Source organism: Streptomyces sp. NPDC058239 (genome assembly GCF_042882185.1).
Lineage (GTDB): Bacteria > Actinomycetota > Actinomycetes > Streptomycetales > Streptomycetaceae > Streptomyces.
Genome location: NZ_JBHVWS010000011.1, coordinates 115,316 through 142,169, shown reverse-complemented (window position 1 = coordinate 142,169; position 26,854 = coordinate 115,316). Strand labels below are relative to the sequence as shown.

The 26,854-nt window shown below is 69.2% G+C and carries 19 protein-coding genes and 1 pseudogene; 11 read left to right on the top strand and 9 right to left on the bottom strand.

Annotation, left to right across the window (positions count from 1 at the left end; translation table 11 throughout):
- Window positions 1-192: 192 nt before the first annotated feature.
- The 3 genes from ACFVYE_RS15685 to ACFVYE_RS15675 form a co-directional block, all read right to left on the bottom strand.
- Window positions 193-1,977, bottom strand: coding sequence for a glycoside hydrolase family 3 protein (locus tag ACFVYE_RS15685; protein WP_389605888.1), 1,785 nt, complete (start codon window positions 1,975-1,977; stop codon window positions 193-195).
- Complete coding sequence (locus ACFVYE_RS15680; RefSeq protein WP_383959166.1) at window positions 1,971-2,711, bottom strand: tyrosine-protein phosphatase; 741 nt, start codon at window positions 2,709-2,711, stop codon at window positions 1,971-1,973. The genes ACFVYE_RS15685 and ACFVYE_RS15680 overlap by 7 nt, the downstream gene beginning before the upstream one ends.
- 109 nt (window positions 2,712-2,820) lie before the next feature.
- The gene (locus ACFVYE_RS15675; RefSeq protein ID WP_383959168.1) at window positions 2,821-3,420 is read right to left on the bottom strand and encodes a TetR family transcriptional regulator; all 600 of its coding nucleotides are present in this window, start codon (window positions 3,418-3,420) and stop codon (window positions 2,821-2,823) included.
- A 247-nt stretch (window positions 3,421-3,667) separates the two neighbouring features.
- Between ACFVYE_RS15675 and ACFVYE_RS15670 the strand changes: the two genes are divergently transcribed.
- Genes ACFVYE_RS15670 through ACFVYE_RS15650 form a run of 5 tightly spaced genes read left to right on the top strand, consistent with a single transcriptional unit; the run spans window position 3,668 to window position 8,969 of the window.
- The gene (locus tag ACFVYE_RS15670; RefSeq protein WP_383959170.1) at window positions 3,668-5,224 is read left to right on the top strand and encodes an ABC transporter substrate-binding protein; all 1,557 of its coding nucleotides are present in this window, start codon (window positions 3,668-3,670) and stop codon (window positions 5,222-5,224) included.
- The gene (locus ACFVYE_RS15665) at window positions 5,221-6,180 is read left to right on the top strand and encodes an ABC transporter permease (protein WP_383959171.1); all 960 of its coding nucleotides are present in this window, start codon (window positions 5,221-5,223) and stop codon (window positions 6,178-6,180) included. Before ACFVYE_RS15670 ends, ACFVYE_RS15665 begins: the two co-directional genes overlap by 4 nt.
- Window positions 6,167-7,033 (top strand): ABC transporter permease, encoded by an 867-nt coding sequence (locus ACFVYE_RS15660; protein ID WP_383959173.1) that lies wholly within the window; start codon window positions 6,167-6,169, stop codon window positions 7,031-7,033. Before ACFVYE_RS15665 ends, ACFVYE_RS15660 begins: the two co-directional genes overlap by 14 nt.
- Entirely contained in the window at window positions 7,030-8,025 is a 996-nt protein-coding gene (locus tag ACFVYE_RS15655; protein ID WP_383959175.1) for an ABC transporter ATP-binding protein, read from the top strand. Before ACFVYE_RS15660 ends, ACFVYE_RS15655 begins: the two co-directional genes overlap by 4 nt.
- Window positions 8,022-8,969 (top strand): ABC transporter ATP-binding protein, encoded by a 948-nt coding sequence (locus tag ACFVYE_RS15650; RefSeq protein WP_383959177.1) that lies wholly within the window; start codon window positions 8,022-8,024, stop codon window positions 8,967-8,969. Before ACFVYE_RS15655 ends, ACFVYE_RS15650 begins: the two co-directional genes overlap by 4 nt.
- A gap of 386 nt (window positions 8,970-9,355) precedes the next feature.
- Here the strand turns inward: ACFVYE_RS15650 and ACFVYE_RS15645 are convergent.
- Window positions 9,356-9,669, bottom strand: a pseudogene (locus ACFVYE_RS15645) (hypothetical protein); the annotation flags it as partial.
- 1,192 nt (window positions 9,670-10,861) lie between these two features.
- On the opposite strand from ACFVYE_RS15645, the gene ACFVYE_RS15640 reads away from it, so the two are divergent.
- Window positions 10,862-11,791 carry a TIGR03620 family F420-dependent LLM class oxidoreductase gene (locus ACFVYE_RS15640; RefSeq protein ID WP_383959179.1) on the top strand — a complete coding sequence of 310 codons (930 nt, stop codon included), beginning with the start codon at window positions 10,862-10,864 and terminating at the stop codon, window positions 11,789-11,791.
- A gap of 52 nt (window positions 11,792-11,843) precedes the next feature.
- Window positions 11,844-12,074 (top strand): hypothetical protein, encoded by a 231-nt coding sequence (locus ACFVYE_RS15635; protein WP_389605883.1) that lies wholly within the window; start codon window positions 11,844-11,846, stop codon window positions 12,072-12,074.
- A gap of 12 nt (window positions 12,075-12,086) precedes the next feature.
- Here the strand turns inward: ACFVYE_RS15635 and ACFVYE_RS15630 are convergent, their stop codons facing one another.
- Window positions 12,087-12,569 (bottom strand): ArsI/CadI family heavy metal resistance metalloenzyme, encoded by a 483-nt coding sequence (locus tag ACFVYE_RS15630; protein ID WP_383959183.1) that lies wholly within the window; start codon window positions 12,567-12,569, stop codon window positions 12,087-12,089.
- Between the two features lie 80 nt (window positions 12,570-12,649).
- Between ACFVYE_RS15630 and ACFVYE_RS15625 the strand changes: the two genes are divergently transcribed.
- Genes ACFVYE_RS15625 through ACFVYE_RS15615 form a run of 3 tightly spaced genes read left to right on the top strand, consistent with a single transcriptional unit; the run spans window position 12,650 to window position 14,578 of the window.
- The gene (locus tag ACFVYE_RS15625; RefSeq protein ID WP_383959184.1) at window positions 12,650-13,051 is read left to right on the top strand and encodes an ArsR/SmtB family transcription factor; all 402 of its coding nucleotides are present in this window, start codon (window positions 12,650-12,652) and stop codon (window positions 13,049-13,051) included.
- Window positions 13,048-14,172, top strand: a complete 1,125-nt coding sequence (arsB, locus tag ACFVYE_RS15620) for an ACR3 family arsenite efflux transporter (RefSeq protein WP_383959186.1) — start codon at window positions 13,048-13,050, stop codon at window positions 14,170-14,172. Before ACFVYE_RS15625 ends, arsB begins: the two co-directional genes overlap by 4 nt.
- Entirely contained in the window at window positions 14,165-14,578 is a 414-nt protein-coding gene (locus ACFVYE_RS15615; protein ID WP_383959188.1) for an arsenate reductase ArsC, read from the top strand. The genes arsB and ACFVYE_RS15615 overlap by 8 nt, the downstream gene beginning before the upstream one ends.
- Window positions 14,579-14,763: 185 nt before the next feature.
- Here ACFVYE_RS15615 and ACFVYE_RS15610 read toward each other — a convergent pair whose 3' ends face one another.
- Window positions 14,764-15,132: a hypothetical protein gene (locus tag ACFVYE_RS15610; protein WP_383959190.1), complete on the bottom strand. Its 369-nt coding sequence runs from the start codon at window positions 15,130-15,132 to the stop codon at window positions 14,764-14,766.
- A gap of 644 nt (window positions 15,133-15,776) precedes the next feature.
- On the opposite strand from ACFVYE_RS15610, the gene ACFVYE_RS15605 reads away from it, so the two are divergent.
- Window positions 15,777-15,923 carry a hypothetical protein gene (locus ACFVYE_RS15605; protein WP_383959192.1) on the top strand — a complete coding sequence of 49 codons (147 nt, stop codon included), beginning with the start codon at window positions 15,777-15,779 and terminating at the stop codon, window positions 15,921-15,923.
- 142 nt (window positions 15,924-16,065) lie between these two features.
- On the opposite strand, the gene ACFVYE_RS15600 is transcribed toward ACFVYE_RS15605, so the two are convergent.
- From ACFVYE_RS15600 to ACFVYE_RS15590, 3 genes are all read right to left on the bottom strand, one after another.
- Window positions 16,066-16,512 carry a Crp/Fnr family transcriptional regulator gene (locus tag ACFVYE_RS15600; RefSeq protein ID WP_383959194.1) on the bottom strand — a complete coding sequence of 149 codons (447 nt, stop codon included), beginning with the start codon at window positions 16,510-16,512 and terminating at the stop codon, window positions 16,066-16,068.
- 490 nt (window positions 16,513-17,002) lie between these two features.
- Window positions 17,003-17,497, bottom strand: coding sequence for a DUF4265 domain-containing protein (locus ACFVYE_RS15595; RefSeq protein ID WP_383959196.1), 495 nt, complete (start codon window positions 17,495-17,497; stop codon window positions 17,003-17,005).
- 79 nt (window positions 17,498-17,576) lie between these two features.
- Window positions 17,577-26,438, bottom strand: a complete 8,862-nt coding sequence (locus tag ACFVYE_RS15590; RefSeq protein WP_389605879.1) for a SpvB/TcaC N-terminal domain-containing protein — start codon at window positions 26,436-26,438, stop codon at window positions 17,577-17,579.
- Window positions 26,439-26,854: the final 416 nt, after the last annotated feature.

Sequence of the window (26,854 nt, the reverse complement as noted above, 5' to 3'; positions counted from 1 at the left end):
TTTTTGCTGCGGGGGGGGGGGGGGCGGGGGGGCCCCCGGGGGCGGGGGGCCCCGATTATGGGGGGGGGTTGGGTGGGTGCGAGGTTACGCGGCCGGGCCGATTTCGCGCGGTGGGGCGCCCCGGGGCCCCCCCCCGGGCCAGCCCCGCTGCGGGTGGTGCCGAAGCGGTGCCACCCGCAGCGGGGGCGTGGCTCACCGGGCTGTCGGGTGGCCGCAGCGGAACAGCGGGGCGTGGGTGTCGAAGGGCACGTCCTCGCGGGCGGCCTCGACGGCGGCCATGGAGGAGGGGAGGTCGAACGGGAGGGATCCGGGTATCGCCGCCTTCCCGAGGGCCGCGTCGAGTACGAGGTCGTCGTCGGCGCCGAACTCGCCGATGAGGAGGGCCGCGTGGTCGGCGAGCGGGGTAAGGACGGCGGGGCGGTCGAGGTGGACGGCGAAGCAGGTGGGCACAGTGGCGGCGAGGGAGCGCAGACGCTCCGAATCCTCCTGTGGGAATTCCAGGGAGCCGCTGTGGAAGAACTGCTCCATGAAACCCTCCCGCTTGTCGTACGGTGCGGCGATCCGGACAATTGCGGCGTCCGCGTCCTCGGCCCGCTCCACGACGGTGCCGTAGCGGGCGGCGACGGCGGGATCGATTCCCTCTGTGTACAGCCGCTGCCCGGCGACCGGCTGCCCGGCGAGGTGGACCAGTGACCGCTGCTGGACCCGGCGGCCGAGTTCGACGCCGGCCGGAGCGCCGACTCGTTCGGTGGCAGCGTCGGGGTCGACGTACGGGTCGTCGAAGAGGCCGAGACGGAACTTGTCACGCAGAATGCGGCGGGCCGACTCGTCGATACGTGCCTCGCTGACCGCGCCGGAGCGGACGGCGGTCAGGATCAGTGCGGGGTCGGTCTCGCCGCCGAGCTGGTCGGCGCCTGCGTCCAGGGTCAGCACGACCTGCTCGGCCACCGACAGCTCCTCGACGCCCCAGTGGCGCGGCGGCAGGGTGGTGATGCCGGGGATGACGTTGCCGGTGATGGCGTTGAAGTCGGTGCAGACGACCCCGTCGAAGCCGTACCGGCCGCGCAGCAGGCCGGTGATGACGTCCCGGTTGAAGTTGGCGCCGACCTCGGACAGGCCCGTCCCCGAGGGGATTGCGTACGCGGGCATGATCTGCGCCGTGCCGGCCTCGAAGGCGGCCTCGAAGGGGCGCAGGTGGTGCTCGAACGCGCCGCCGGGGTAGACGAGTCGACGGCCGGCGGCGAAGTGTGAGTCTTCGCCATGTGCCTGGGGGCCGCCGCCGGGGAAGTGCTTGGTCATGCAGGCGATGCTGTCCGGCCCGATCCGCTCCCCCTGGAGTCCGCGGATGTAGGCGGCGATCATCCGGCACGCGCGATCGGCGTCCTCACCGAAGGTGCCGCTGATACGGGCCCATCGCGGTTCGGTGGCGAGGTCGGCCATCGGGTGGAGGGCGACCCGGATCCCGACGGCGCGCAGTTCCCGGCCGATCAGGGCGGCGTACTCCTCGACCAGTGCGGGGTCGTCGGTCGCGGCGAGGCCGATCGGCTCGGGGCCCGCGCTGAAGCCGCCGCCGATGTGCGCGGTGGCGGGGTTGGCGGTGAAGCCGTGCCGGGGGTCGGAGGAGAGGGTGACAGGGATGCCGAGGCGTTCGGCTGCGGCGAGATCCTGGACATGGTTGTTCCACTCGGCCATCGTGCGGGCGTCGGGGACGGCCATCATGGCGAAGGTGGTGAGGCCCCGTTCGGTGATCAGTTCGACGCCGGACGGGACCGTTGCACCGGGCAGGGCCGGACGGGCGTTCCCGGCGAACATCCGCCCGTGGCACATCAGGGCGGCCTTCTCGGCGAGGGTCATCCGGCTCACCAGGTCCTCGGCACGTTCCTCGACCGGCAGCCGGGGGTCCTCGTAGGGCTCCATGGTGCCGTTGTGGTTGAGGTCGCGGAACGGTGTGCCGTCGTGGTGGCGCAGCGTCAGCATGCGATGGCCTCCTTGGAGGTCTTGGAGCGGAAGGCGGCCAGAGTGTCTGCGGTGGTCCCGCAGGCGGTGAGGAAGGCGGCGCCGCCGCCGTGACGGGTACGTATGAGGTCGAGGAAGACGGTCATCGCCTCGGCGGGAGCCGCCAGCAGCGGAGCGGGGGCCGCGTCACGGGCGGCGGGGTCGTTGAGAGCGGCGGGGTGGCGCTCGGCAAGGTTGGCCCAGATCTGCGGCAAGGCCTCGCCGGTGCGGGCGTAGTCGGCGACGATCGCCTCGGCAGGCACGCCGAGCAGGTCGAGCAGCAGTGCGGTGACCAGGCCGGTGCGGTCCTTGCCGGCGGCGCAGTGCAGCAGGACACCGCCGGGGCGCGCGGCGGCTTCGACCGCGGCGGTGACGGCAGCGGGCGACTGTTCGGCCAGCAGGAGGTAGAAGGCGCCGAGATCTGCGGCGGTGGTCATGGTCTGCATAGCCGCCACGATGGTGTCGGTGGTGGGATCCATCCGGGCGGCTATGACTGTGACCCCCGCAGCCTCGGCGGCGGCCCAGTCGGCGGGCTTGCACTCGGCGATGCCCCGCAGGTCGACGACGGTGCGGATGCCGTGGTCGTCCAGCTGGGTGAGCGTGGCGTGGTCGGCGTGGGGGAAGGGCTGGGCGGAGCGGTAGAGCAGGCCCGGACGGATCCGCATGCCCTCGGGGTCGGCGCCGAGGATGGGGTCGCGGAAATTGATCAGGGACATAAGGGGCCTTTCTGGAGGATCTGAACGTGTGAGGGAAGGGGGTAGTGCGAGAGGGCGGTGCAAGAGAAGGTGAACGGATACGCAGGCTCCCGGCAGCAGCCCGGGCCGGTCAGCGGCCGGAGCGCAGGACTTCCCGGTACGCCTCGCTCCAGGTGGCCGGCAGCGCGGTCTCGGAGTCGATCATCACGTGGCGCCGGATCATTCCCGTGAGCATCGCGCCGAGCGCCAGGGGGCGCAGGTCCGTGTGCGGGTCGACGCCGAGTCGCTCGCCGGCGATGGCCGCAGCCTGCTGTCCGAAGTCGTCGATCAGGATCAGGGCGTAGTCGCGGACGGAGCGGATCTCCAGGAAGCGGCGACGCAGCCGACGGCGGCGGGTGGTGTGATCGGCGGGCTCCTCCAGGCGGCCGTCGGCGATGGTCACGGCATGGCCGAACGCATCCCAAAGACCCAGATCGGCGGGTGCCTCGGCGAAGGCGCCGAGGATGACCTGACCGAAGTCGTAGCCGAAGAGCAGGGCCTCTTTGGTGGCGTAATAGCGGAAGAAGGTGCGGTGGGCGACGTCGGCCCCGCGGCAGATCTGGTCGACCGTGGTGCGTTCGAAGCCCTGCTCCTCGAAGAGGTCCAACGCCGCCGTGCGGATGGTCTCGCGGGTGCGTGCCTTCTTGCGGTCGCGCATTCCCGGCTCCGCCACGGGGCCCGTCTCCTGCATCGGTCTGCCGCTCCTCATCGTGTGCCCGTCGCCGGGCGGTTGTCGTGACGACGGGTCGTATGCCGCCACGAGCAGTACCGAACCATGCCCGGCAAGGCCCGCTCAAGGCGCGCGCCAAGTCTTCGGCGGCCGGTCACGGGAAGTTTGCACAACTGCCTTTTGGCAGTACTGCCAGTTCCGAAATGGTGTGGGCGTCGGCAGCCCTGTCTGCCGTCCTCCCCCTGTGATCCGAGGAACCAGAGGAACCATGAAGCGGCACAAGTACGTTCTGGCAGCGACGACCTGCGCGCTCGCCGTAACCCTGACCGCCGGCGCCTGCACGGCATCCGACGACGCGGTGTCCGGCGGTGGCCCCGCCAAGGCCGCTGCGGCCGACGGCCCGGCGGTCGACGGTGGAACCCTCAAGGTCGGTCTGGACCGGCCGTTCACCAAGCTCGACCCGGCCGACGGCACGCTGACCTCGATGCCGATGATGGTCCTGGCCAACGCTCTGTACGACCCGCTGATGGTCAACGGCGACAACGGCGTGGTGCAGCCCTACCTGGCCAAGTCGTTCACCCCGAACTCGGACGCCACCGGCTGGACCCTTCAGCTGCGCGAGGGCGTGAAGTTCAGCGACGGGAAGCCACTGGACGCCCAAGCGGTCGTCGACCACGTGAAGCGTCTTGCCAAGCCGGAGAGCAAGTGCTCCTGCGCGGCCGACGCGGCGACCATCGGCGCGCTGAAGGCGAACGGTCCCACCACCGTCGACTTCACCCTCAAGGCGCCCAACGCCGCCTTCCCCGGCCTCTTCACCCGCTCGCTCGGCTACATCTCCGAGACCCCCAACGGTGAGGGAGCGGCGGTCGGATCCGGCCCGTACACCGTGGAGAGTGTCCAGCCGGGCGTCTCGGTCACCGTGGCGCGCAACCCCGCCTACTGGGGGGCCAAGGGCCACGCCGACAAGATTGTCTACCGGGTGCTGCCGGACTCCGACAGCCGCTACCAGTCCCTGCGCTCCGGCGACGCCGACCTGATCTGGACCGAGACCCCCGCCCAGTTCAAGCAGGCCGCCGGCGACGGCCTGCGCACCGCCACCGGGCCCGGCTCCACCTCCACCGTCCTGTTCAACACCAAGGTTGCCCCCTTCGACGACCCCCGTGTGCGCCAGGCGCTCCAGTACGCCGTCGACCGCGAGGCCGTGGAGAAGGTTGTCTTCCTCGACCAGGGAACGGTCTCCGACGGCCCGATCGGCTCCCGCTCCCCGTACCGCGCCGCGAAAACCTACCCGGCCCACGACCCGGCGAAGGCCCGCGCCCTGCTCGCAGAGGCCGGCCACCCGGACCTCTCCTTCGACTACCTGGTCGACAACCGCCCCGAGGCCCAGCAGCGAGCCACCGTGCTCCAGCAGATGTTCGCGGAGGCCGGGGTGAAGATGACCATCAAGCCAATGGACGCCGCGAGCCTGGGCACCGCGATGTTTCAGCGCAAGTTCCAGGTGATGGATTTCGTCACGAGCATGTTCGGCGACACCGACTCCGCGCTGAACAGCCTCTACACCGCCCGCTCTCCCTACAACTTCACCGGCTACAGCAAGCCGGAGGCCGAGCAGGCGATCGCGGCCGGACGCGCCGAGCTGGATGCCGCCAAGCGCGGCGCCGCCTACAACGAGGCCGCCAAGGCGATCGTCGCGGATGCCCCGATGCTCTTCCTCACCGAGAGTCCGGCCGGTTTCCTCGCCTCCGCCGAGGTCGGCGGACTGCCCGACCTGTCCAGGCGGACCGTCATCAACGTCTCCCCGGCCGGCCTGTGGGTGAAGAAGTGACGTCCCGGATTCTCGGCGCCGCCGGGCGGCTCGGCCGCGCGGCCGCCGTCCTGCTGCTGGTCACCCTCGCCGCGCTCACCCTTCCGCACCTGATGCCCGGATCCCCTGCGGTCGCCGCGCTCGGGCCCACCGCCACTCCCGAGCAGATCACCGCGTACGAGGCGAAGCTGGGGCTGGACGAGAACGTCCTCGCCGCCACCTGGCGCTGGCTCGGCGACGCCCTGCACGGCAACCTGGGGCACTCGCTGAGCACCGGTGCCCCGGTCACCACCGAGCTGGCCGACCGGATCCCGGTCACGCTCGAACTCTTCGTCGCCGCCCAGCTGGTGGCGCTCTGCCTGGCCCTGCCGGTGGCCCTGCTCTCGGCCTGGCGGCCCGGCGGTCCGGTGGACCGGATCGCCACCGCGGGGGCGTTCGTCTGGCTCGCAGTACCCGGCTTCGTACTCGGCCTGTTGCTGATCTGGATCGCCGCCGTCCAGCTGCGGATCCTGCCCGCCACCGGCTGGACGCCGTTCACCGAGGACCCGGCGGAAAACCTGAGGCATCTGGTGCTGCCCGCGCTCACCCTCGGCCTCACCGAGGCCGCCGTCTTCACCCGCACCCTGCGCGGCCAACTGCTCGACACCCTCGACCAGACGTACGTAGCCGCCGCCCGCAGCCGCGGCATGGGCACCGCACGGCTGCTGCTGCGGCGCGCCCTTCGGCCGTCCTCGCTGCCGTTGGTCACCCTGATCGGGATCGGCATCGGGACGTCGCTCGGCGGCTCGGTGCTGGTGGAGACGCTGTTCGGGGTACCGGGTGTCGGAAGTCTCGCTGCGGGCTCCATCAACGCCCGCGACTTCCCCGTCATCCAGGCCGTCACGGTGGTCAGCGCCGCCGCCGTCGTCGCCGCCACCCTCGCGGTGGACCTGCTGTACCGCAAGCTCGACCCGAGGATCGCCCATGACCACCGCTGACACCACCCTGGCGAAGCCCGCCAGCACCGCCCGTCCGGCCCGGCGGCGGCCCCCGGCGGGCGTACTCGCCGCAGGCGCCTGGCTCGGCGTGGTCGCACTCGCCGCGCTGCTGCTGCCCCTGTTGCCCGGATTTGACCCGCTGCACGGAGATTTCACCGCCCCCTCCGCCCCGCCCGGCCCGGACCACTGGCTGGGTACCGACGCCTCCGGCCGCGACGTCCTCCAGCGCACCGTCGCCGGCGCCCGTGCCTCCTTCGCGGTCGCCGCACTGACCATCGCCGTCGGCCTCATCGGGGGTGGCGCACTCGGCCTCGCCGCCGGCTGGTTCCGCGGCCCGGTCGACAAGGCCATCGGCTTCGCCACCGACCTGCTGATGTCCGTACCCACGCTGATCCTGGTGATGATCATGGTGTCCCTGCGCGGCCCCAGCCTGCCTGTGATCGGCGCCCTGATCGGCCTGTTCACCGTTCCGCACTTCACCCGCGTGGTCCGGGCGGTCGTTCTCGCGCTCAGCGAGCGCGGCTTCGTGCAGGCCGCCCGCATGATCGGCACCGCCCCGCTGCGCATCCTGCGCCGCGAGATCGTCCCGCACGTCGCACCGGCCTCACTCACCTTCGCCTTCACCGCAACCACGGTCGCCATCGTCGCCGAGGGATCGCTCAGCTTCCTCGGTTTCGGGCTGCGCCCGCCGGAACCGTCCTGGGGCGGCGTCATCGCCGAGGGACGTACCACCCTCGGCAGCGCGCCCTGGATCTCACTCGCCCCAGCCGCCGTGCTCTGCCTGACCGTCCTCGCCCTCAACTACCTCGGCGAACACCTGCGTTCGCCCGCACCGAAGGGAGTACGCGCATGACCGCCCCGGTGCTGGACGTCCGCTCGCTCGACACCACCCTGGACACCCCCGACGGCCGGTCGTTGCACATCCTGCACGGCATCAACCTCACCATCGACGCCGGCGAATGTCTCGGCGTCGTCGGCGAGTCGGGCTCCGGCAAGTCCGTCCTCGCCCGCACCGTCCTCGGCGTCCACCCCCGCACCACGCGGGTCGTCAGCACCGGGCAGGTTCTGTTCCAGGGCGAGGAGCTGCTCGCCGCCACTCCCGACCGACGCGCCGAACTCCTCGGCACCGGCGTCGCGATGGTCCACCAGGACCCGATGACCTCGCTCAACCCCGTCATCCGGATCGCCGACCAGATCACCGAGTCGATCACCAACCGGCGCCGGCTCTCACGCCGCGCCCGCCGCGAAAGAGCCACCGAACTCCTCGCAGCCGTCGACGTCCCCGACCCGGCCCGGCGGGCCCGCGCCTACCCGCATGAGCTTTCCGGCGGTCTGCGCCAGCGCGCCGGCATCGCCGCAGCCCTGGCCGGTTCCCCCGCCCTGCTGCTCGCCGACGAACCCACCACCGCCCTCGACGTCACCGTCCAGCGCACCGTCCTCGACCTGCTCGACCGCCATCGCGAGACCCGCGGCCTGGCCACCCTGTTGATCACCCACGACATCGGCCTGCTTTACGGCCGGGCCCGGCGGATCGCGGTCATGTACGGCGGCCGGATCGTCGAGACCGGCCCCACCGAGGTGGTCACCGAACGCCCCGCCCACCCGTACACCGCCGCGCTGCTGCGCTCCGTTCCTCGCGTCACCGGACCACTGAGGCGCACTCTGCCGGCCATCCCCGGCTCGCCGCCGGACCTCTCCCAGCCAGCCGCGGGCTGTCCGTTCGCGCCGCGCTGCGAGCGCGCCCAGGCCGTCTGCACCATGGCGCCGGCCGCCGTCCATCCGGCCGGTCCCGGGCACACAGCCAGCTGCCACTTCCCCCTGACCATGTCGGAGAACGCCGCATGACCGCCGTCCTGCACGCCACCGGACTCTCCGTGGTCCACCGCACCCGATCCGGGCCCCTGCACGCCGTCAGCGAGGTCGACCTGACCCTGCGCGAGCGCCGCACCCTTGCCCTGGTCGGTGAGTCCGGCTCAGGCAAGAGCAGCATTGCCAAGGCCCTGCTGCGGCTGCCCCCGCCCAGTGCCGGCACCGTCACCCTCGACGGCACCGACCTCGCCACCCTCACGCCCCGCGCACTGCGCGCGCTGCGTCCCCGAATGCAGATGGTCTTCCAGGACCCGCTCTCCTCACTCAACCCACGCCGCCGGGTCAGCGACCTGGTTGCCGAACCGCTTGACGCCCACCCGGATCCGGCGCGCGACCGCGCGGACGTCGTCGCACGACAGCTGGATGCGGTGGGCCTCCCGTCCGCCCTGTTCGGCGACCGCCGCCCCGGCCAGCTCTCCGGCGGCCAGGCCCAGCGGGTCGCCATTGCCCGGGCGCTCGCCGCCGAACCCCGCGTACTGATCGCCGACGAAGCGGTCTCCGCACTGGACGTCTCCGCCCAGGCCACCGTGCTCAACCTGCTCCGACGGCTCACCGAGGAACGCGGCCTGGCAAGCCTGTTCATCTCGCACGACCTCGGCGTGGTGCGGGCGGTCAGCGACGACGTCGCCGTGCTACAGCTCGGCCGGCTCTGTGAACAGGGCCCAACGGAGGAGGTGCTCGCCGCCCCCGCCCACCCCTACACCGCCGCCCTGCTCGCCGCCGTCCCCGAACCAGGCCGCCCCCTCGGCGACACCGGCCTGCTCCCCGCCGACCCGCCGTCCCCGCTGGCCCCGCCCTCCGGCTGCCGCTTCCGAACCCGCTGCCCACTCGCCGACGCCCGGTGCTCAGCAGAGACACCCGCGATGCGTGAGGTCGCCCCGGGCCGCACAGCCGCGTGCCACCGACCGTTGATCTCCTGAGCAGCGAATGAGCGGTGGGCTCGCTCGTTCGGCATGGCCATCACCGGTACGGGCAGCCCGTGCGCTCACACGTCCTTGACGCAGCACAAGCCGGTGTGGCCGCTCGGGCTGTCAGGAGTGTCGGCCGTGCGGGCGGCCATGCCATAGCGGTTGCATTAGCACGCGTGGACATGTGCGAGCCGCCGCGCATCACCTTGGCGGTGCCGGTTTGGGGCCCCTTCGGGTGGGCCGACGGCTCGCACAGCGGGTGGCTCGTCGACCACCGGTCGGCGCACTCGGTTCGGAGAGCGCTCTTGTCTCGGTGTCGGCGTCGATGAGAAACGGGGCGAGGCGGACTGGCCGCACCGGACGTTCGGCAGGAGAAGACAGGAGAAGAGAGGCGAGGGTCAGTAGTCCCGCGATGACGACGAGGTGGCGATTGAGCCGGTTGACGAAGGGTGTTGGACCAGATCTTCCGTCCCGGACCTGCGGATGCAGAAGGGACCATGAGGGGAATCTCGGCCGCCAGGACGAACGAGAGTGCCGCGGCCGTCGGACAGTCGGGGATCCGCAGGAACCGTGTCTGGATGACGTTTCCCATCACGCGGGCGCCGCCGGAGCCGAGGAGTTCGGCGTTCACGCAGTCACTGCCGGCCGGGACGAACGTCAGTGACGTGCCGGAAACCATGCCCGGCATCGACGCCGGGAAGGTGGTCTCGCGGGAAGGTTGTACTGTTCGCATCCGCCGCTCTCAGCCTGCGCCGACCCGCCACCCCGGCCCCCGCCGCTCAGGAGGAGGCACCCTCCCGGTCGGACGTCGAGACCGGGAGCCCCGGACTCGACGGCGCAAACATGCTGAGCAGGACAAGCAGCCGGACCCGCCCCGACCGGCGCACTGATCAATGCCGCACGATGAGCGGCACGCGTCCTGTCTCCTTCTCCGATCACACGGCCTATTGTTAAAGAATGAGCAAAGTCGAGCATGAGACCGGTCCCCAGGGGCTGCTTGTGTGCCCAGTCTGCAAGCACCCCGTGGCCCCCACCATCATGAGACGGCACAAGACTCTCGGAGTCTTCGTGCCCGTGCGGGCCCCGGGCCCCTGCCACAACCCCGACTGCCCCGAATACCTGGAGCAGCCGGCGCGCAGCAACCCCCAGGACCAATGACATCAAGACAGGACACCAGGCCGACGGACGACGCTCGCGGCCCGGGAGAGTGACTCACGGTGAGCGTCCGAATCCCGGACTTGTCATGCCGATGATCACCTGACCCCGGGCAGGCCGAGCGAACGTGGAAGACACGGTGAAGGACCACCGGTGATCGGCTACCTCGCCTGGGTCTTCATTTCGCCGCCATGCCGGGGTGTCGCCGACGTGCGCCCCAAAGGGGCCATGGGATGAGCCTGAAGCCCTGACCGCCCGGCCCGTCACCGTTCGGCTCAACGTCGTTGGTGGTGATGTTGGACTGTCCCGGCCGGGGCCGAGCCGTGCGTGGGCGACGGAGCCCGTCGGCACGTCGCCCCGAGTGTGGGCTGCCGCTGTCTGCCGCGGCGCGGGATCCGAACCCGATGCCGTCTCCGAATCCGCCGACCTGCGGGTGTACGCGTGCCGGGTCGAGCAGCGGCACGCTGTCGAACACGACGCCAGAACCAAAGGGCCCACTTCACGTGGCAGCACCAGGACAGCGAGGACAGACTGAGAGGTGCTCACAAAATCGGCGTCCGGCTGGTGCCGTCCGGTGCAGATTCCCCCGGCCGACGCTGTGGGTACCTGCACGTCGCGTGGCCGAAAGACCCTGGCAGCTCCCCTACGAGGACCTTGCGGCGCCTTGCGATCGCATGCAGCGGACACCGCGAGCTGATCGGACTCCCATTTCGCAAGCACCTGCAAGGACAAGTGAGGAGCACACACGCATGGCTGAAGGAAACCCTCACCCTTCTGCTCCCGTGGACCTGCCCGCCTTCAAACAGGGCCTGGGCCGCACGGGCGTGTGGCTCTCGTCGTTGTCCGACGTGACGGCGGACGAGGAGCGGCGTGCCGTCGCCGTCATCGAGGAACTCGGTTACGGGACGCTGTGGTTCGCCGAGGGCCCCACCGGGAAGGAGGCGCTGACCCATGCCGCCGTCCTGTTGTCCGCGAGCCGGCGCCTGATGATCGCTACCGGCATCGCCAACATCTACGGACGCGACGCGACCGCAGCGGCCAACGGTGCCAGGACTCTCTGCGAAGCGTGGCAAAGCCGTTTCGTGCTGGGTCTCGGCGTCAGCCACCTGCCACTGGTCAGCGGCCGCGGGCACGACTACGGCAAACCGGTGTCCACCATGCGGGCGTACCTCGATGCCATGGACGCGACGCCCGCCGATGCCCCGCTGTCCGAGCCGGTGCCGCGGGTGCTCGCCGCATTGCGCCCGAAGATGCTGGAGCTCGCCGCGACGCGGGGCCAGGGTGCGCACACCTACTTTGTCACGCCCGAACACACCCGCAGGGCACGGGAGACCCTCGGCCCCGATCCGCTCCTCGCCCCCGAGCAGGCGGTGGTGGTCGACACCGACCCCGAGCGGGCACGAGCCGCGGCCCGCGCGTACGCGGCCATGTACCTGTCCCTCCCCAACTATCTGAACAACCTGCGCGAGCTGGGCTTCACCGACTCCGACTTCGAAGACGGAGGCAGCGATGCGCTCATCGACGCGGTCGTCCCGTGGGGCGATCCGGAGACGCTGGCTGAGCACATCGGGGCGCACTACCGGGCCGGTGCCGACCACGTCGCCGTCCAGCCCATCGCCCAGACACTCGACCGGCAATTGGAGGATCTGCGCCTGCTCGCCCCTGTCCTGCACCGCTGACCCGTGGTCCGGCCCCGGGACTGGCAGGCGCGCATGTTCAGGAGCCGCGTATGTGCCGGAGGTGCCGGTCGTTCAGCACCCTGTGTCGGCGCTCTGCGGCTGGATGACCGCCGTGAACACCGAGATACATAGACATCTGGCAGCGGCCTCTCGCCGACCGCTCAACCACGCCGACCTGAACTGCCCGGGCCGCTACAGCTTCCGTGCCTCCCGGCCGGAGGGGGTGCTGCTTCCGCTGCGCGACCCGGACACCGCCCAGGAGGATGAGCAGGACGAGGCGTAGACGCGCCCGGTCTCAGCTGCCGCAGGCACAGCCCGCAGCTGTCGGCGCGGATGCTGCGGTCTCGGCGGTCTCGCTCTGCCCGGCGCAGCAGGCGTCGCCGTCCAGTACGGGGTTCTTGCCCATCCGGTCGGCGTCGGCCTTGACGACGTAGACCTCCCACGGCTCCTTGCCGGGGCCGTGGACCCACACCTTGTCCTGGAGGGCGTAGCAGCAGGATGTGTCGTTCTCCTCGAAGGTCGCGAGCCCGGCGTCCTTGAGCCGGGTGGTGGCGGCGGTGACTTCCTCGGTGGTGTCGACCTCGACGCCGAGGTGGTCCAGGCGGGTCTCCTGGCCCGGCTCGCCCTCGATGAGGACGAGCTTGAGCGGCGGGGTGGTGATCGCGAAGTTTGCGTAGCCGGGGCGGCGCTTGGCCGGCTCGACGCCGAACAGCTTGGAGTAGAAGGCGACCGACGCTTCGAGGTCGGCGACGTTGAGCGCGAGCTGGGCACGGGACATTGCGGTCTCCCCGATCAGGTTGAATTGATGTCTATCGATTCAACCTTGCGCCTTGGATCGAAAAACGTCAACATAGAAGCATGTCGAAACAAGAGCTTGTGGTGCTCGCCCAGGACGGTGCCGGCGAGTGCTGTCCCGCCCTGCTGACCGCCCCGCTGGACGAGGACCAGGCCGCCGATCTGGCGAAGGTGTTCAAGGCCCTGGGCGACCCCGTGCGGCTGCGGCTGCTGTCGATGATCGCCTCGCGCGCGGGCGGGGAGGTCTGCGTCTGCGACCTCACCCCGGCCTTCGAGCTGTCGCAACCGACGATCTCCCACCACCTCAAGCTGCTGAAGCAGGCCGGGCTCATCGACTCCGAGCGGCGCGGAACATGGGTGTACTACCGGCTGCTGCCGCAGATGACCGACCGCCTCGCCGCGATCCTCACCCGCCCCGCCGGGCAGCCGCCGGCGGAGGCCGCGCCTGCCGGAGCCGCCTCGTGAGCCCCGAAGCCGCCGCCACGGTGGCGCCCGCGGGGCCGGTGGCCCGGCGGCTCTCGTTCCTGGACCGCTTCCTCGCCGTGTGGATTCTGATCGCGATGGCCGCCGGCCTCGGCCTGGGCCACCTCGTTCCCGGCCTGGGGGACGCGCTCGCGAAGGTCACCGTCACCGGCGTCTCGCTGCCGATCGCGCTCGGCCTGCTCGTGATGATGTACCCGGTCCTGGCCAAGGTCCGCTACGACCGTCTGGACACCGTCACCCGCGACCGGCGCCTGCTCATCCCGTCCCTGGTCCTGAACTGGATCGTCGGCCCGGCGCTGATGTTCGCCCTGGCGTGGGTATTCCTGCCGGACCTGCCCGAGTACCGCACCGGCCTGATCATCGTAGGTCTCGCCCGCTGCATCGCGATGGTCATCATCTGGAACGACCTCGCCTGCGGCAACCGCGAAGCCGCCGCCGTCCTCGTCGCGCTGAACTCGGTGTTCCAGGTGATCGCGTTCGCCGCGCTGGGCTGGTTCTACCTGAGCGTGCTGCCCGGCTGGCTCGGCCTGGAGCAGACCACGCTCGATGTGTCGGTGTGGGAGATCGCCCGCTCCGTACTCATCTTCCTGGGCGTTCCCCTGCTCGCAGGGTTCCTCACCCGCCGTCTGGGCGAGAAGGCCAAGGGCCGCACCTGGTACGAGACGAAGCTGATCCCGTGCATCGGCCCGTTCGCCCTGTACGGGCTGTTGTTCACCATCGTCGTCCTCTTCGCCCTCCAGGGTGACGCCATCACCTCCAAGCCCCTGGACGTCGCCCGGATCGCGCTGCCCCTGCTGGTGTACTTCGCCGTGATGTGGGTCGGGTCCATGGCCGCCGGCCGCGCGGTCGGGCTGGACTACCCGAAGGCGACGACGCTCGCGTTCACCGCCGCGGGCAACAACTTCGAACTCGCCATCGCGGTTGCCATCGCCACCTTCGGCGCCACCTCCGGCCAGGCCCTCGCGGGAGTCGTCGGCCCGCTCATCGAGGTCCCCGTCCTCATCGGCCTGGTCCACGTCGCCCTGTCCGCCCGCCGCTTCTTCCCTCAGCCCGCACCGACGGCCCGACCGGCCGTCTCCCAGGAAGGCTCCGCCCGTGTCTGAGTCCAAGCCGTCCGTGCTGTTCGTGTGCGTCCACAATGCAGGCCGCTCGCAGATGGGCGCCGCCTTGCTCACCCACCTCTCCCAGGGCCGGGTCGAGGTCCGCTCCGCCGGGTCCGTGCCGGCCGACGCCGTGAACCCGGCCGCTGTGCAGGCGATGGCTGAGGTCGGCATCGACATGTCCGCCGAGACGCCGAAGATGCTGACCGTCGAGGCCGTGCAGGCGTCCGACGTGGTGATCACCATGGGTTGTGGCGACACCTGCCCCGTCTTCCCCGGCAAGAAGTACCTCGACTGGAAGCTCGACGACCCGGCCGGGCAGGGCGTCGAGGCGGTCCGCCCCATCCGGGACGAGATCGAGCAGCGAATCCGCGGCCTTCTCACCGAACTCCTGTCCGAGCGCGCCTGACCTCCCCTCGGTTCCGTCGCCGTGCGCGACTCTCGCAAATGACCGGTTGCGAGAGGCGGCGTCCGCCGGGAGGCCGCCCTGCCCTTGATCAGTCCTGGGCGATCGATCCTTGCAATGGACGAGTGCCCAATTCTGACGGTGAAGTTCGCCGGTTGCTTGCCCCTCACCCCCTCACCCGCTCACCTTCATCCCAGCCGATCCCGTGGGACCAGCGGCAGCAGAGCTCGCATCGTCTCCTCGGGGTCGGGGACGGAGATCGCCAGCCGGCTGAACGGTGCACCCCGGCGCAGTTCCACACACAGCACCGGCCTGCCGGCCCGTACCAACGCGAAGTCCTGTCCCTCCTGGAGATGCCGGATACCTGCGCAGAGCCGTCCGGGAATCCAGGTGCCCCGACCGCACCCGCCGCGAAGCGCACGCCACCAGTCGGGCTCGATATAGAGCCGGCGCAGCGCCGACACGGGAACGCGCACATCGCGGTGGCGTGCCGCCGCCTTCTCCCGCCAGGACAGGCCAACGACGATATCGGTGCCCTCGACTACCACCCGCGCCATGTCCTCTCCCTTCTTTACGGCTTCCGACTGCTCCGGGACTGCAGGTCCCACCTCAGGCATATCCGACGGCTCATCCCGTCGCCCGCAGGGCAGCCCGGGACACGCAGGCCGGCCACGGGCGCACGGGCCCGTGCGCCCGTGGAACCGACCTCAGCCATCACATGCCGGCGATGGAGACCTCTCGGCGCGGACTTGTCCGGCAGGCCATCGCCGCTGGACAGACGCGCTCGTTTGGGTTTCGATGGATATCTGCCGTACTTGATGAGCGGTCATGCGGCAGAGGGCGGCCGGGTCCCCGGTCACATGTCGGCGTGTGGGGTCCGGCTCGCTGGTGCGGGGAGCCACGGGCATGGATGTAGTCACGGCCGGCCGAGCGTGAGCCTCGTCGGGGATGTGCATCAGAGTGGCATTCCGTCGCAACGCGGCAGGGTTTCCGTAACCCGCCGGTTCGTCCGCAGGCGGCGACTCCTCCAGTGATGACTGAGCGTGATCATCTAGGTCCGCTTCCCGCCGAACACGCGACTCTTCATGCGAGCCCCCCACGGCCGCAGGCAGGAGCGCTCTGGTCAGTCGGGTGGCTCGGGGGCGGGGCGGGATCCCGGACCCGGCGCCGGGGGTGGCTCTGCGTCCGGCTGGGGCTCGGTGTGGATCCCGGTTGCGCAAGGCAGGGCATCGGTGATGTCTCCGGCTTCGACCTGCTGGCGATCACCCACTTCGTCGAGGTCTACAAGGACCTGAAGCCCGGCAAGCTCGTCGAGGGATCCCACTGGAAACGCCGCAACAAGGCGTAAGCGGACATCGCAGATCACGAGAACACGCCCACAGCCCAGCTCTCGGCCAGCCCGTGTGAGCTGCGACGGTCTTCTGTGCTTCGTCGCCCTGGAGGAGAACAGTGAGCATCTGGAAACGGGCCCGACCTTCACGGACAGGCTTTCAGGCCCGCGAGGCGGCTTCGTAGAGATCGAGCAGCCGACCGCGCGTCGCGTGCAGCCGTCGGGTGAGCACCATGCCGACCCATTGACTGATCGCGAATCCGAACTCGGGGTCCGACTGGCACAGCGCCCGGACCTGGGGAGCGTCGAATTCATAGGCGCGGACGGGGCTCAATGTCTCGGCGCCCAGTTCCCACTCGAAGGGCGGGAAGAGCCAGGACAGTCCGACCAGCTCACCCGGCACCAGCGTTTCGATTTCCGCGCGACGACGGTGAGGAAGCTGTGCATCGAGGGTCACCGCCCCGGTCTTCAGGATCCAGAAGCGGTCGGCGATGGTGTGTTCCTCGAAAAGCCGCCGTGCTGCGGGGAACGAGACGTTGTCGGCAAGGCTCAGGAGATGGTCACGGTGTGCGGGCGGCAGAGACGTGATCTTGAGTGTGGTGGTCATCGGAGTACTCCTCCGAGGAGCGGCTCTGTGTGGAGGGCGGAATCCTCAAGTCGCCCAATGGATTCGCTCACTGCTGCGGTAACGATTCCATCGGAGGCGATACATGAGGAAGTGCCCGGAGCGCGTCGGCTCGTGCGGTCACAAGGTTCTGGCGACCTCTCGTAGAGGAGTTGTTCCCCGCCACGGCAGAAGTACGCGACCGACCGGACCCTGACGCCCCACTTGTACCGGGTGTGGCGACGCGCCGACCACGCGACCACGACCCGAATCCTGACCATGAACGTGGGGAGCCGGTCGGCGGTCCGCTGAACAGCCTGCTTCTGGAGATGACCGGGTGGAGCGACGAGTAGATGGTCGGCGTTGCGCTGCTGATCACGGAAGTCGGGCCGGCCGTCCGGGGCATGGGTCACGGCCAACTCTCTGGTTTTCCTCAATTTTGCGGTGCACGGATAAACCTGTCCGCCTTACGCGAGGTGAGGACGCTTCATGCTCAACTGGTGCGGAATTCTTCCACATCGGACCACTCCCACACCGCGACACCTTCGAGTTCCCGAACCACCTCCCATACGCGAGCTACCGATCCGCCCACCGGGATATTGATCGCCACGTGCCGATCTCCACTCCACTCCGCCTGCAAGTCGGCATCGCAGATAGCGGAAATCACGCTCTCTTTCGCCGAAATAAATCTTTCCAAAGGGATCGAATGGGGGAAGAAGATTCGAAATACGCGATTTCCGGAATGCCGAACGATTCCATTGACGTTTCTTGCTTCCGCGTCGAGCGAGACAACGTCACCCATCGCCAATCCGTAGACCCTGAAGGGCAAGCAGCAAACCTCGTATTTTTTATCACCTAGAGGGCGCAGCCAAATTTGCTCCATCTGGCCGGGAAATCCGAAGGGTGCCAGATCGGCCACCGCGATATATGCCTGATCAGGCCTGATGACTGGTTCGTCATGAACAATGAAGCTGACTTGTGAACTCATGAACTGCCTCTCTTGGGGCGAATATGGATCTACCCGGCACGCCATCTGTGCCGGGCAGATCCACGTCCGGAGATCGCGACTATCTCCTGATATGAGGTGGCCAATGAGGCGGCGGCCACGGGCCAGTGTAACCGGCCGGTGGATTCAGCGGGGCTCCGTGATCCCTCTTTGAGCTATTGCAGGGCCGGCACGCAGGCGTCGTATTCGCGTCGGTTAGATCGCCACCACGAACGCGCGGCTCCACGTGATCTACCGATTGTGCAGGATTCGTCCTGCAGTACGAACACAACGGCGTAGGCAGACTCGGGTTTGCGTTAACCCCGATGTTGTATTCACCGAGCATATCGGCGGGAATCCTTTGACCCGCTCCAGGCCCTCCACTCGATCCAGCCGGGATGTCGTAGATTGGTCCACCATTCGGACCGCAGCCGATCGGCGTATTTATATTGTGCACCAGGATCGGCGTCGTCCCCGCCAGCACATAGTACGTATGCAGGTCGTCGACAGTGAGGTTGTGGACCCGCTTGTGCTGGGTCCACGCGCGCACGACGCCTACCTGGGTGTAGGAGCCGTTGCCGGTCTGCAGCAGCATTCCGGGGACGATCTCCTTGGCGTAGACCCACTTGCCGAGTTCGGGCGCCCAGAACGGGTGTTTGTCCGTCGCGACGACCTTGCCCGTGTGGCCGTCGCGGTTGGTGACGGTGATCTCGACCAGGTTCTTCTGGCCTTCCCCAGTGATGAGCGCGGTGACGGTGCGCGGGCCGGTCTTGCCGGTGGCGGGGTCGGTGGCGGTGACCTTGTCGCCGACGCGCACCTGTTCGATGGCCTTGTGGTTGCCGTCGGCCATCACGACCAGGGTGTCCGGGGTGAAGCTGTTGCAGGTCCCTGCCCCGTTGTCGGCGGCCTTGGGGGCGGATCCGCTCTCGGCCGGTTTCGGTGCGGGAGGGCTGTCCGCCGCCTTCGGTACGGGAGTGCTTTCGGCTGCCTTGGCCGTCTTCGCCGCGTCGGCGGCGTTGTTGGCGTTCTTAGCGGCCTGTACGGCGTCGAGTGCCCTGTTGCCGTATTTGGCGGCGTTCGCCGCGTAGCCCGCGCCGGGGATGGCCGAGGCAGCGGAGAGTCCGGCGTTGACGTAGTCGCCTTCCGCGCCGTACCAGCCCGCGTTGGCCAGGTCGGCGGGCTCGCCGACGACCGGGACCATGCCGACGACGTCGAGGGTGGTGTGGCCGATCGTCTTCCAGGACGGCATCTTCGGCCACTTGCCGGTCGGGTCGGTGAGCTTGACCGGGTTGTTGTGGGTGTAGGTGTAGGCGGCGAGGTTGCGCGGCTCGGCGATGCCGCCCGCCATGTCCCCGTCGAGGTAGTCGGGCAGCACCGGGTCGGTGCTCGCCCAGAGCTGGGTCCGTGGGTTGTAGTAGCGGGCTCCGTAGTAGTAGAGCCCGGTCTCTGCGTCGAGTTCCTTGCCGGTGAACTGGTAGGGCGTGTCCGCCTGTCCGGACCGTTCCTCCACCCAGGTTTCCCCGTACGGGAAGTACTCCAGGTGCTCGGTGACCTTGCCCTGTTTGTCGGTGACGTAGCCGGAGGAGCCGATGTGGTCGGCGTGGAAGAACTGCTGGGCGTCTTCGAGACCGGTGGTCGCGACGGTTTTGGTCGTCACGCGGCTGTCGCCGACGAAGATGTGCTTGTAGCCGGTGGTGTCGCGTTCGCTGTAGTAGCGGTTCGGGTATAGCGAGAGCCCGTCTTCGCTCCGCTTGACGAGGCGGTCGCCCTTGTCGTCGTAGACGTAGGAGACGGTGGCGCCGGCGCAGCCGTTCGGGTCCTGCGTGAGGGTGCCGGTCGCTGTGTCCTGGTTGCAGACGAGGCGGTTCTCCTCGTCCCACACGTACTGCCGGCGCTTGTCGGTGACGGCTGTGTTGACCGTGCCTGTCAGGTTGCCGTTGGCGTCGTAGGCATGGCTGATCGGACCGACCTTGCTCGGGGCGTGCGGCTTGGTGCCGCCGTAGGCGTACGTGTAGTCGTAGGTGGTCCGGTCCTGGACGTCGCCCGAGTTGGACGGGTCCTCGACCGGTTCGATCGGCCCGGCTCCGCCGCCTCCGACCGGGAAGGCCGGGGTGCCGCCGGTGACCTCGTGGGTCTGCGACTTGCTCGTGGTGTTGTGGATCGAGTCGTAGCCCAGGCTCAGCGTGTACTTGTTGACCGCGTTGTTCTTGTCCGTGTACTGGCCGGACGCGGAGGTGAGCCGGTACTGGTCGTCGTATCCGTAGGTCTGGCTGCTCGGACCGCCGATGTCCCCGCCCTGCGGCGCGTTGTTCGCCAGCGAGGTGATGTTGCCGATCTTGTCGTAGGTGTAGCCCAGGTTCTGGAACGCGGTACCACCCGGCGCCACGGACTTGAGTGCTCCGAGTCGGCGGTCCTCGGTGTCGTAGGTGTAGGTGGTGCGCACCTCGTTGCCGGTCTGCTGCAGGATCTTCTGCCCGAATTTGTCGTAGTCGAGCCGGTCCAGGTACGTGTAGCTGGTGCCGTTCTTGGATCCGGTGGCCCGGCTGACCTGGCCGCCCGAGTCGTAGTCGTAGGTCAGGACCTCGCCGTCGGGGTAGGTCATCTGCAGCACGCGGTTGAAGGCGTCGTAGCGCCAGCCGGTGGTGTAGGTGCGCGGGGCGTCGCGGACCGCGGTGATCGTGCGGGTCTCCTTGATCACCTCGCCCAGCGCCCCGTAGGTGCGCTGCACCGTTCCTGCTGCGTCGTGGACCTCGGTGACGCGCGAGGCTGCGTTGTCCGGTGCTCCGGGGGCGCCGTACTCGTAGGAGACGTTGTTGTCCGGGAACGTCGGGTAGCGGATGGCCTTCAGCCGCGAGTACTCGTAGTCGTACTCGATGGCCTTGTCCGCAGCCCGCAGGTTCGCGGTGATCTTCGATGTGACGTTCCCGGCGAGGTCGTAGCGGGTCTCGGAGCGCCCGGCGTCCGGGCTGTCGAACGAGGTGCGGCGTCCCAGTGCGTCGTAGCCGGCGCGCGTGATGTTGTTCTTGTCGTCGGTGATCGTCGTGACTTGACCTGTGGGGTCGTACGCGTAGCTGGTCCAGATCTCCGAGGAGCCGTTGAACTCCTTCACCGAGGTGGTGGCCCCGCGGAGGTCGGTGTAGGTGCGGCGCTCCTTGCCGTTGCCGTCGGTCACCGTCTGCTCGAGGCGGGTCGTGCCCGCCCGGTCCTCGCCGAAGCCGTATCCGGTGCTGGTGGTGACGCCGTCCGGTTGCACGGTCCTGACCGACCGGTCCAGGACGTCGAAGGTGTCCTTCGTGGGTGTCACGGTGTCGAAGGAGGCGTTGAACGTGGTGTTCGCGGCTCCCTTGTTCTCGGTCACCGGGTAGTACTTCTCCACGGTGCGGCCGAGGGAGTCGAACTTCAGCCGGCCGGAGACCGTCATCACCTGGGTGGGCGTGGCCCCGGGCGAGGCGGACACCGAGGCGTCCTTCTTGGTCTGCAGTGCGCGCTTGAGGCCGTCGCTGAAGGTGACGGTGTCGATGGTGTCGTCGCGTACGCCTGAGGCGGCGCGGTCGAGGTGCTTGGTCGTGGCGTACGGGACGGTCGCCTCGGGGTGGTAGCCGAAGGTGATGGTGGCCTGGTCGCCATCCTTCTCGTAGGGTCCGGTCACCTTGTCGAGTCGGCCGACGCTGTCGTAGGACATCCGGAGCGGCTGGTCGTTGTGGTCGGTGTTCCGCTCGGGCCGGCCGTATTTGAGGTTGTACGCCGTGGACGAGCGGTAGCCGAAACTGTCCTCGATGGACTCGATGTGTACGCCGACGGTGGTGTCGTAGCCGTACTCGAGTCTGTAGCGCTGCCCTTTTGCGTTCGCCGGGCCGGTCACCGATTTCAGGTTCCCGTCCGGGTGGTACGTCAGGTCGGAGACGGCCGGGGTGTCGTCGTCGAGGTATTCGCGGGTCTGGCGCACGGCGCCGGTCGCGCAGTCGACGGTGGATTCGCGGTGGCGTAGGAGTGTGCCGGTGGCGGCGGCCTTTTGCCGTATCGCGTTGGCGATGCCGACGAGGTGGTGGTCGCGGCACTGCGCGTCGGGGCCGCTGTACGCGAAGGTGGTCTCCAGGTCGTCCGCGGTGCCCTCGTCGCCCGTGTCGAAGGTGCGGGTGACGTTGCCGTAGTCGTCGTAGGAGAGGTCGGTGAATGTGGACTTTGCTGCGGTGGCCGCGCCTTCGTAGTGCTTGTCCTCGACGTGGGTGAGCTGCGGGAAGACGGTGGCAGTCCAGCTCTTCGGGTCGGCGTCCTTGTCCGTGGAGGTGTCGAGCAACCGGTAGGTGTTGAGTGTCTCGCGGTACGGGTGGCCGGCATCGTCCTCGGTCAGCGTGCGGGTGAGCAGGCCGCGGCTCACGTACCCGTCGGTGCGGTACTCGTCGGTCACCGTGCGGCGCACGGCGTCGTCCGTACCGGTGTCGCGGTCCTCGGTCACGACGCGGCCGAAGCCGAGGAACTCGCGCTCCGCCCGGTCGTAGCGGCCCTTCTCGTAGCGGAAGGTGGTCAGGCGTGTGTCAGCGCCGTCGCCCTCGAGCCCGTCGAACACGGCGGTGCGGGACAGCACCCAGCGGCTGTCCGGCATGGCGGCGGTGTTGCCCGACCGGGTGTAGTCCAGGTCGATGCGGGCGCCCATCGGGCGACTGACCGAGCGCAGCAGGTTGGTGCGGCCGCTCTTGTTGACCGCGACGAGCAGTTCGTTGTCCCGGGTCGACTTGACGTGGTCGGCCAGGCCGTCGCCGTTGATGTCGCGCAGCGCCACCTCGGCCCGGCCGATGCTGGTGGAGGCGTCCACACCAGGGTTGAACACGATGTGGCCGGCGCCGACGGGGAAGCCGAAGGTGAAGTACGCGCCGCCGCCGAGGGTGGCGTTCTTGTCCACCGCGATGTCGCTGAACGCGCCGCGGAACGGTGTCGGTGCGGTGAAGCCGGCACCGGTGTTGATCGCGACCTTCACAGGGTTGGCGCCGTCGGTGAATACGCGGTCGGTCAGGCCGTCGCCGTTGACGTCGGCCAGTGTGGCGTTGGTCTTCGAGGTCCCCAGTGTCGCGGAGACCCCGCCCGCGAAGCCGTAGTTGTCGAGGTTGAAGCCCAGGTTGACGCCGGTGTTGCGGGTGGAGGCGTCGTTGACGGGCCCCCCGCCCCACGGTTCGCGGGGCGCGAAGCTGTAGCCGAGGTTCAGCTGGGCCTCGCCGTTGGCGTACACCTTGTCCGGGAGGCTGTCGCCGTTGATGTCAGTGAGGTCGAACTTGGCGTCGGACTCGCCGCCGCCGAGGTTGCCGCCGATGCCCAGCGAGGGCATCTCGACGCCGGTGCGGGCGGTGGTGGCCGAGGCGTCGCCGGAGGGCGCGTCGGTGCCGCCTGCGGTGGCCAGGGTGCGGACCGGGCTGCCCGCGCTGAGCGACACGCCGCCGGAGATGGAGTCCGACTCGCGCACGTTGCCGCCGAGCGTGCCGCGGGTGGCGCCGAGGCCGCCGTCCATGTCGGAGTACTGGATCTCCTTGGCGCCGACGACGTCCGGGAAGCGGTCACCGTTGATGTCGAGGAAGTCGACCTCGCTCGCGGTGGTGCCGATGGCGCCGCTGCCGCCGAACGGGCCGAGCGTCAGCGTGGTGGAGATTTGCTGGGTGCGGCCGCGCCGGATCAGGCCGGTCGACCCGGCGATGTCGGCGTCGGTGATGATGTCGACGGTGTCCAGGCCGAGCCGGGAACTGGCCGCGGCCGAGGCGCCGACCCACGTGCTGTCGTCGGAGGCGACCCACCGGCCCGTGGAGGGCTGCGGGGCGAACACGGTGATCCGCGGGGTGGGCACCTTCGGGTCCGCGGTGAACGTGGCCAGGTCGGCCTCGGCCGGTGCCTTCGGCAGCGCGTCCTTGTAGCTCTGGTCGAGCACCAGCTCGGTCTGTGCGATGGGGCGGGTGGCCCTTTCGCGGTTGCCCTGGTAGCCGATCACGCCCCAGCCGCGGTACGGCTGGGCGAACGCGCCCTGGCCGGCGGGCGAGTGCATCGCGCTCGGCACCTGCTGAAAGTTCGAGCCGTCGTAGCTGACCTTGACCGTCTGCGTGTTGAGGAGGCCGACGAGCTTGGTGTTGGTCGTGGTCAGGTCGAAGAACAGCTCGTCGCCCTGGGTGACCGGCACGTTCAGGCGGGTCATGGACGCGGGCAGGCCCGCGCCGGACCAGAGATCGATGGTCCGCTTGCCGAGCAGGCCGTTGCGCTTCTTGACCGTGAGGAAGATCTTCGCGTTCTCGGAGTTCGGCTTCAGCTGGATGTCCGGCTCGACGGTGAGCGTGCCGGTGCGCGTGGCGGTGAAGGAACCCTGCGGCCCGGTCAGCGAGTTCACCGGGTACAGGTTCATCTCGTACGGAGGGTTGACCACCACCGTCGGGTTGCCGGCGGAGTCGACGACGGACTCGACGCCGTTGGCCTTTGTGTAGTGCGCCTTCGGCGTCCAGCGCAGCGCGTTCGCGTCGATCGGGGAGTCCACCAGCAGCTTCCACGACAGTCGCTCGCGCGCGGCCACCTGGATGCTGAGGTCGATCGGTGTCGTGCCGGTGGACGCCGGGGGCAGGACCTTGCGGATCAGCTCATCGGTTACCGGGTTGCCCAGGAAGTCGGTCGTCTCGCGCGTGATCAGCACGGTCACACTGTCCGAGGTCGCCGCGGACTTCACCAGGTCGCCGGTGATCTTCAGCGTGCCGGTCAGCGGCGCGGTGACCACGGACGGGCGTCCGGCCAGGGTGAAGTCGTTCTTCGCGTCGAAGACCGTGGTGCTCCGGCCGTTGGCGTCGGTGCCCGCGGGCATGCCGACATAGCTGACCCTCGGGTCCCACGCCACGGTGTCGTACTTGCCGTCCAGAACGGACTGCACGCGGAAGTACACGGCGTCGCCCTTGCGCACCGGCACCGAGTTCACCCCGGTCGGGGCGAACTCGACGTAGTCGTCCGGCCCGATCCGCTGCGCCCACAATTCCGTGTCGTTGTGCTGGATGGTGACGCGGACGCCGTCGGCCTTCTCGTACTCCGCGCGCTGCGGGCCGGTGTCCTTTTCCAGCCGCACCCCGCCCTCGATCCGCACGGTGCCGTCGTAGGGCGCCACCCAGCGGCGCACGCTGTCCATCAGCGGCGAGTTGTCCACCGCGCGTTCGAAGGCCGCGGTCTGGTCGCCTACGATCGTGCCCGTCGCGGCACCTGACCCCACCGGGGCCGCCGTGCCGTCGCTGTCGGCGCTGTAGGTCGGGTTGCCGTTGGCGTCCAGGCGCCCGAAGAGCACCCCGCCGTTGTTGACCAGGTCGGCGATGCCATCGGCGTTGACGTCGGTGAAATAGCGGTCAGACGTCGTCGTGGTCGATACGTAGTCGAGCTGGCCATTGACGCCGAGGTACGCCTCGATGCCCGCGGAGCCCGACAAGGTGGTCTCCCGGGAGATGCCGGGCAGCCCGGTGAGCTCGACAGGGGTGTCCCCGAATTTCGGCTGCCCGGACGGGCCGGACAGGTTCGGCCGGTAGAACACCTCGCCGTTCTTGCGGAACACCTTGTCCGGCAGGTTGTCGCCGTTGACGTCCTGCAGCGCCAGCAGGCCGTCGGAAACCCCGGCGTTCACGCCGACCTTCACTCCGGCCGACCCGGACTTGACCGGCGCGCCCGGGTTGTAGCCGACATAGAGATGCCCGCCCGCGCCGACCGACGTGCTCGACGACAGCGCGCTCGCCTCACCCTCCCGGATGTTGACACCGAGGTCGTCGTCGGGGACCGTCCAGCCCGCGGCGGCCTCGAACGCGGTGTAGGCGCCCGACTTGTCCCGCACGTCGTCGAAGTAGTCGAACCGGTGGGTGTTGAACACCCGGTTGTCCTCACCGAACTGCGACACCGACTGCAGCAGCGTCTTGGCGAACGCGCCGGTTCGGTAGTCGAGTTCGTAGGCACGGATCAGCTTGTCGTCGAGCTTGACCTCGACCCGGCGCAGCAGGTCCGCGGTGACTCGCTTGAAGCCGTACCGCGCGTCGATCTGGACGTCGCCGCGTCGCGGCTCGTCCCGGTCGCGGTCCCGGAGGAAGGTGACGGAGTAGCGGCCCTCGGTTTCGCCGTGCCCGGTGTAGGTGATGCGCTTCGGGTAGAGCGCACGGCCCTGGACGGTCGAGTTCGCGACCCCGCCGTCGTCGACCCGGACGTGGTGGTAGCGCAGCAGGTTGTCGTGCCCGTCGCGTACCTCGCGCGCCGCCCACAGCGCGATGTTGCCGGCGGCGTCGGCGAGCGTGGTGTCCTGCGCCCCGCCGTACACGGTGCGCAGGCCCTGCTTGTCGGTGACCTCCCACCAGTAGTTCGACGGCTTGTCGCCGTGCCGGACGATCCGGTCGAACCGGCCCTCGACGCGGGAGTGGAACACCTTCTCCGCGGTACGCGCCTGGAGTGCCCCGCGGTGCACGACCGGGGTGAGCTGCTCCCCGTTCAGCATGTACGACTCGGTTTCCTTCGCACCGTCGTAGCGCGGCACGCCCCACCGGGTGTCCACCGTGATCGACGGGGTGCTCATGTCCCAGCCGACGCCGGTCCAGCCGTTGCCGCCCGAGGAGTTGTAGGCGATCGACAGCTCGGGTTGCAGACCCCCGCGCCCCTTGGGCACCTCGAGCGGGTACGCCAGCCGTGCATCGCCGGCGCTGTTCGCCGTCGGGGCCTCGATCAGGTTCACCCCGGCGCCGGGATCGGCCGCCTTGATGTCCTTGATCTGGTTCGGGTTGAACGACGTGCCCTCCGGCCCCTCCGGCCCTGTGGCCGCCGCCCCCGCGTCCGGCCCCGCCGCGACGTTGCGGAACGGCTCGGTCGAGGTCGGCCCGATCATGGAGAGCGCCATGATCAGGACGAAGATCACGCCGTTCCGACCGCGGAACACGCCGTTCCGACCGCGGAGCACACGCTGGACATTCATCGAAGATCCCCCACATCGCCCGACACCCCCAGAGCACGCGCCCCCGACGACCGCGACTCCCCGCGCTCCCGAACCGTATTGGCGAGCCGGCTCACTCGCACAGGTTTTCTCCACAAGACCTGACCCGTACGGTTACGATCCGACAACGGCCGTCCTCAACGGAGTGCTGACCGGTGGTGAGTACCAGTGCACCGACCCGAGACCGACCCCGCCGGCCGCGCCGGGATTCGGGCCACACACGCGTCAGACGGCATGGTGAGAGGCCGTCAAAGGAGAACTCACCACCCCGGCAGCCCTCTCCTTCCCCTTCCCTCGTCCCCGGCATGGCAGCGCCTGGACACACTCATTCGCACACCGCGGGACACGTGACCCGACGCGCCGGACGGTTCGGCTACGCCTGGAAATCAGTCAGCGCG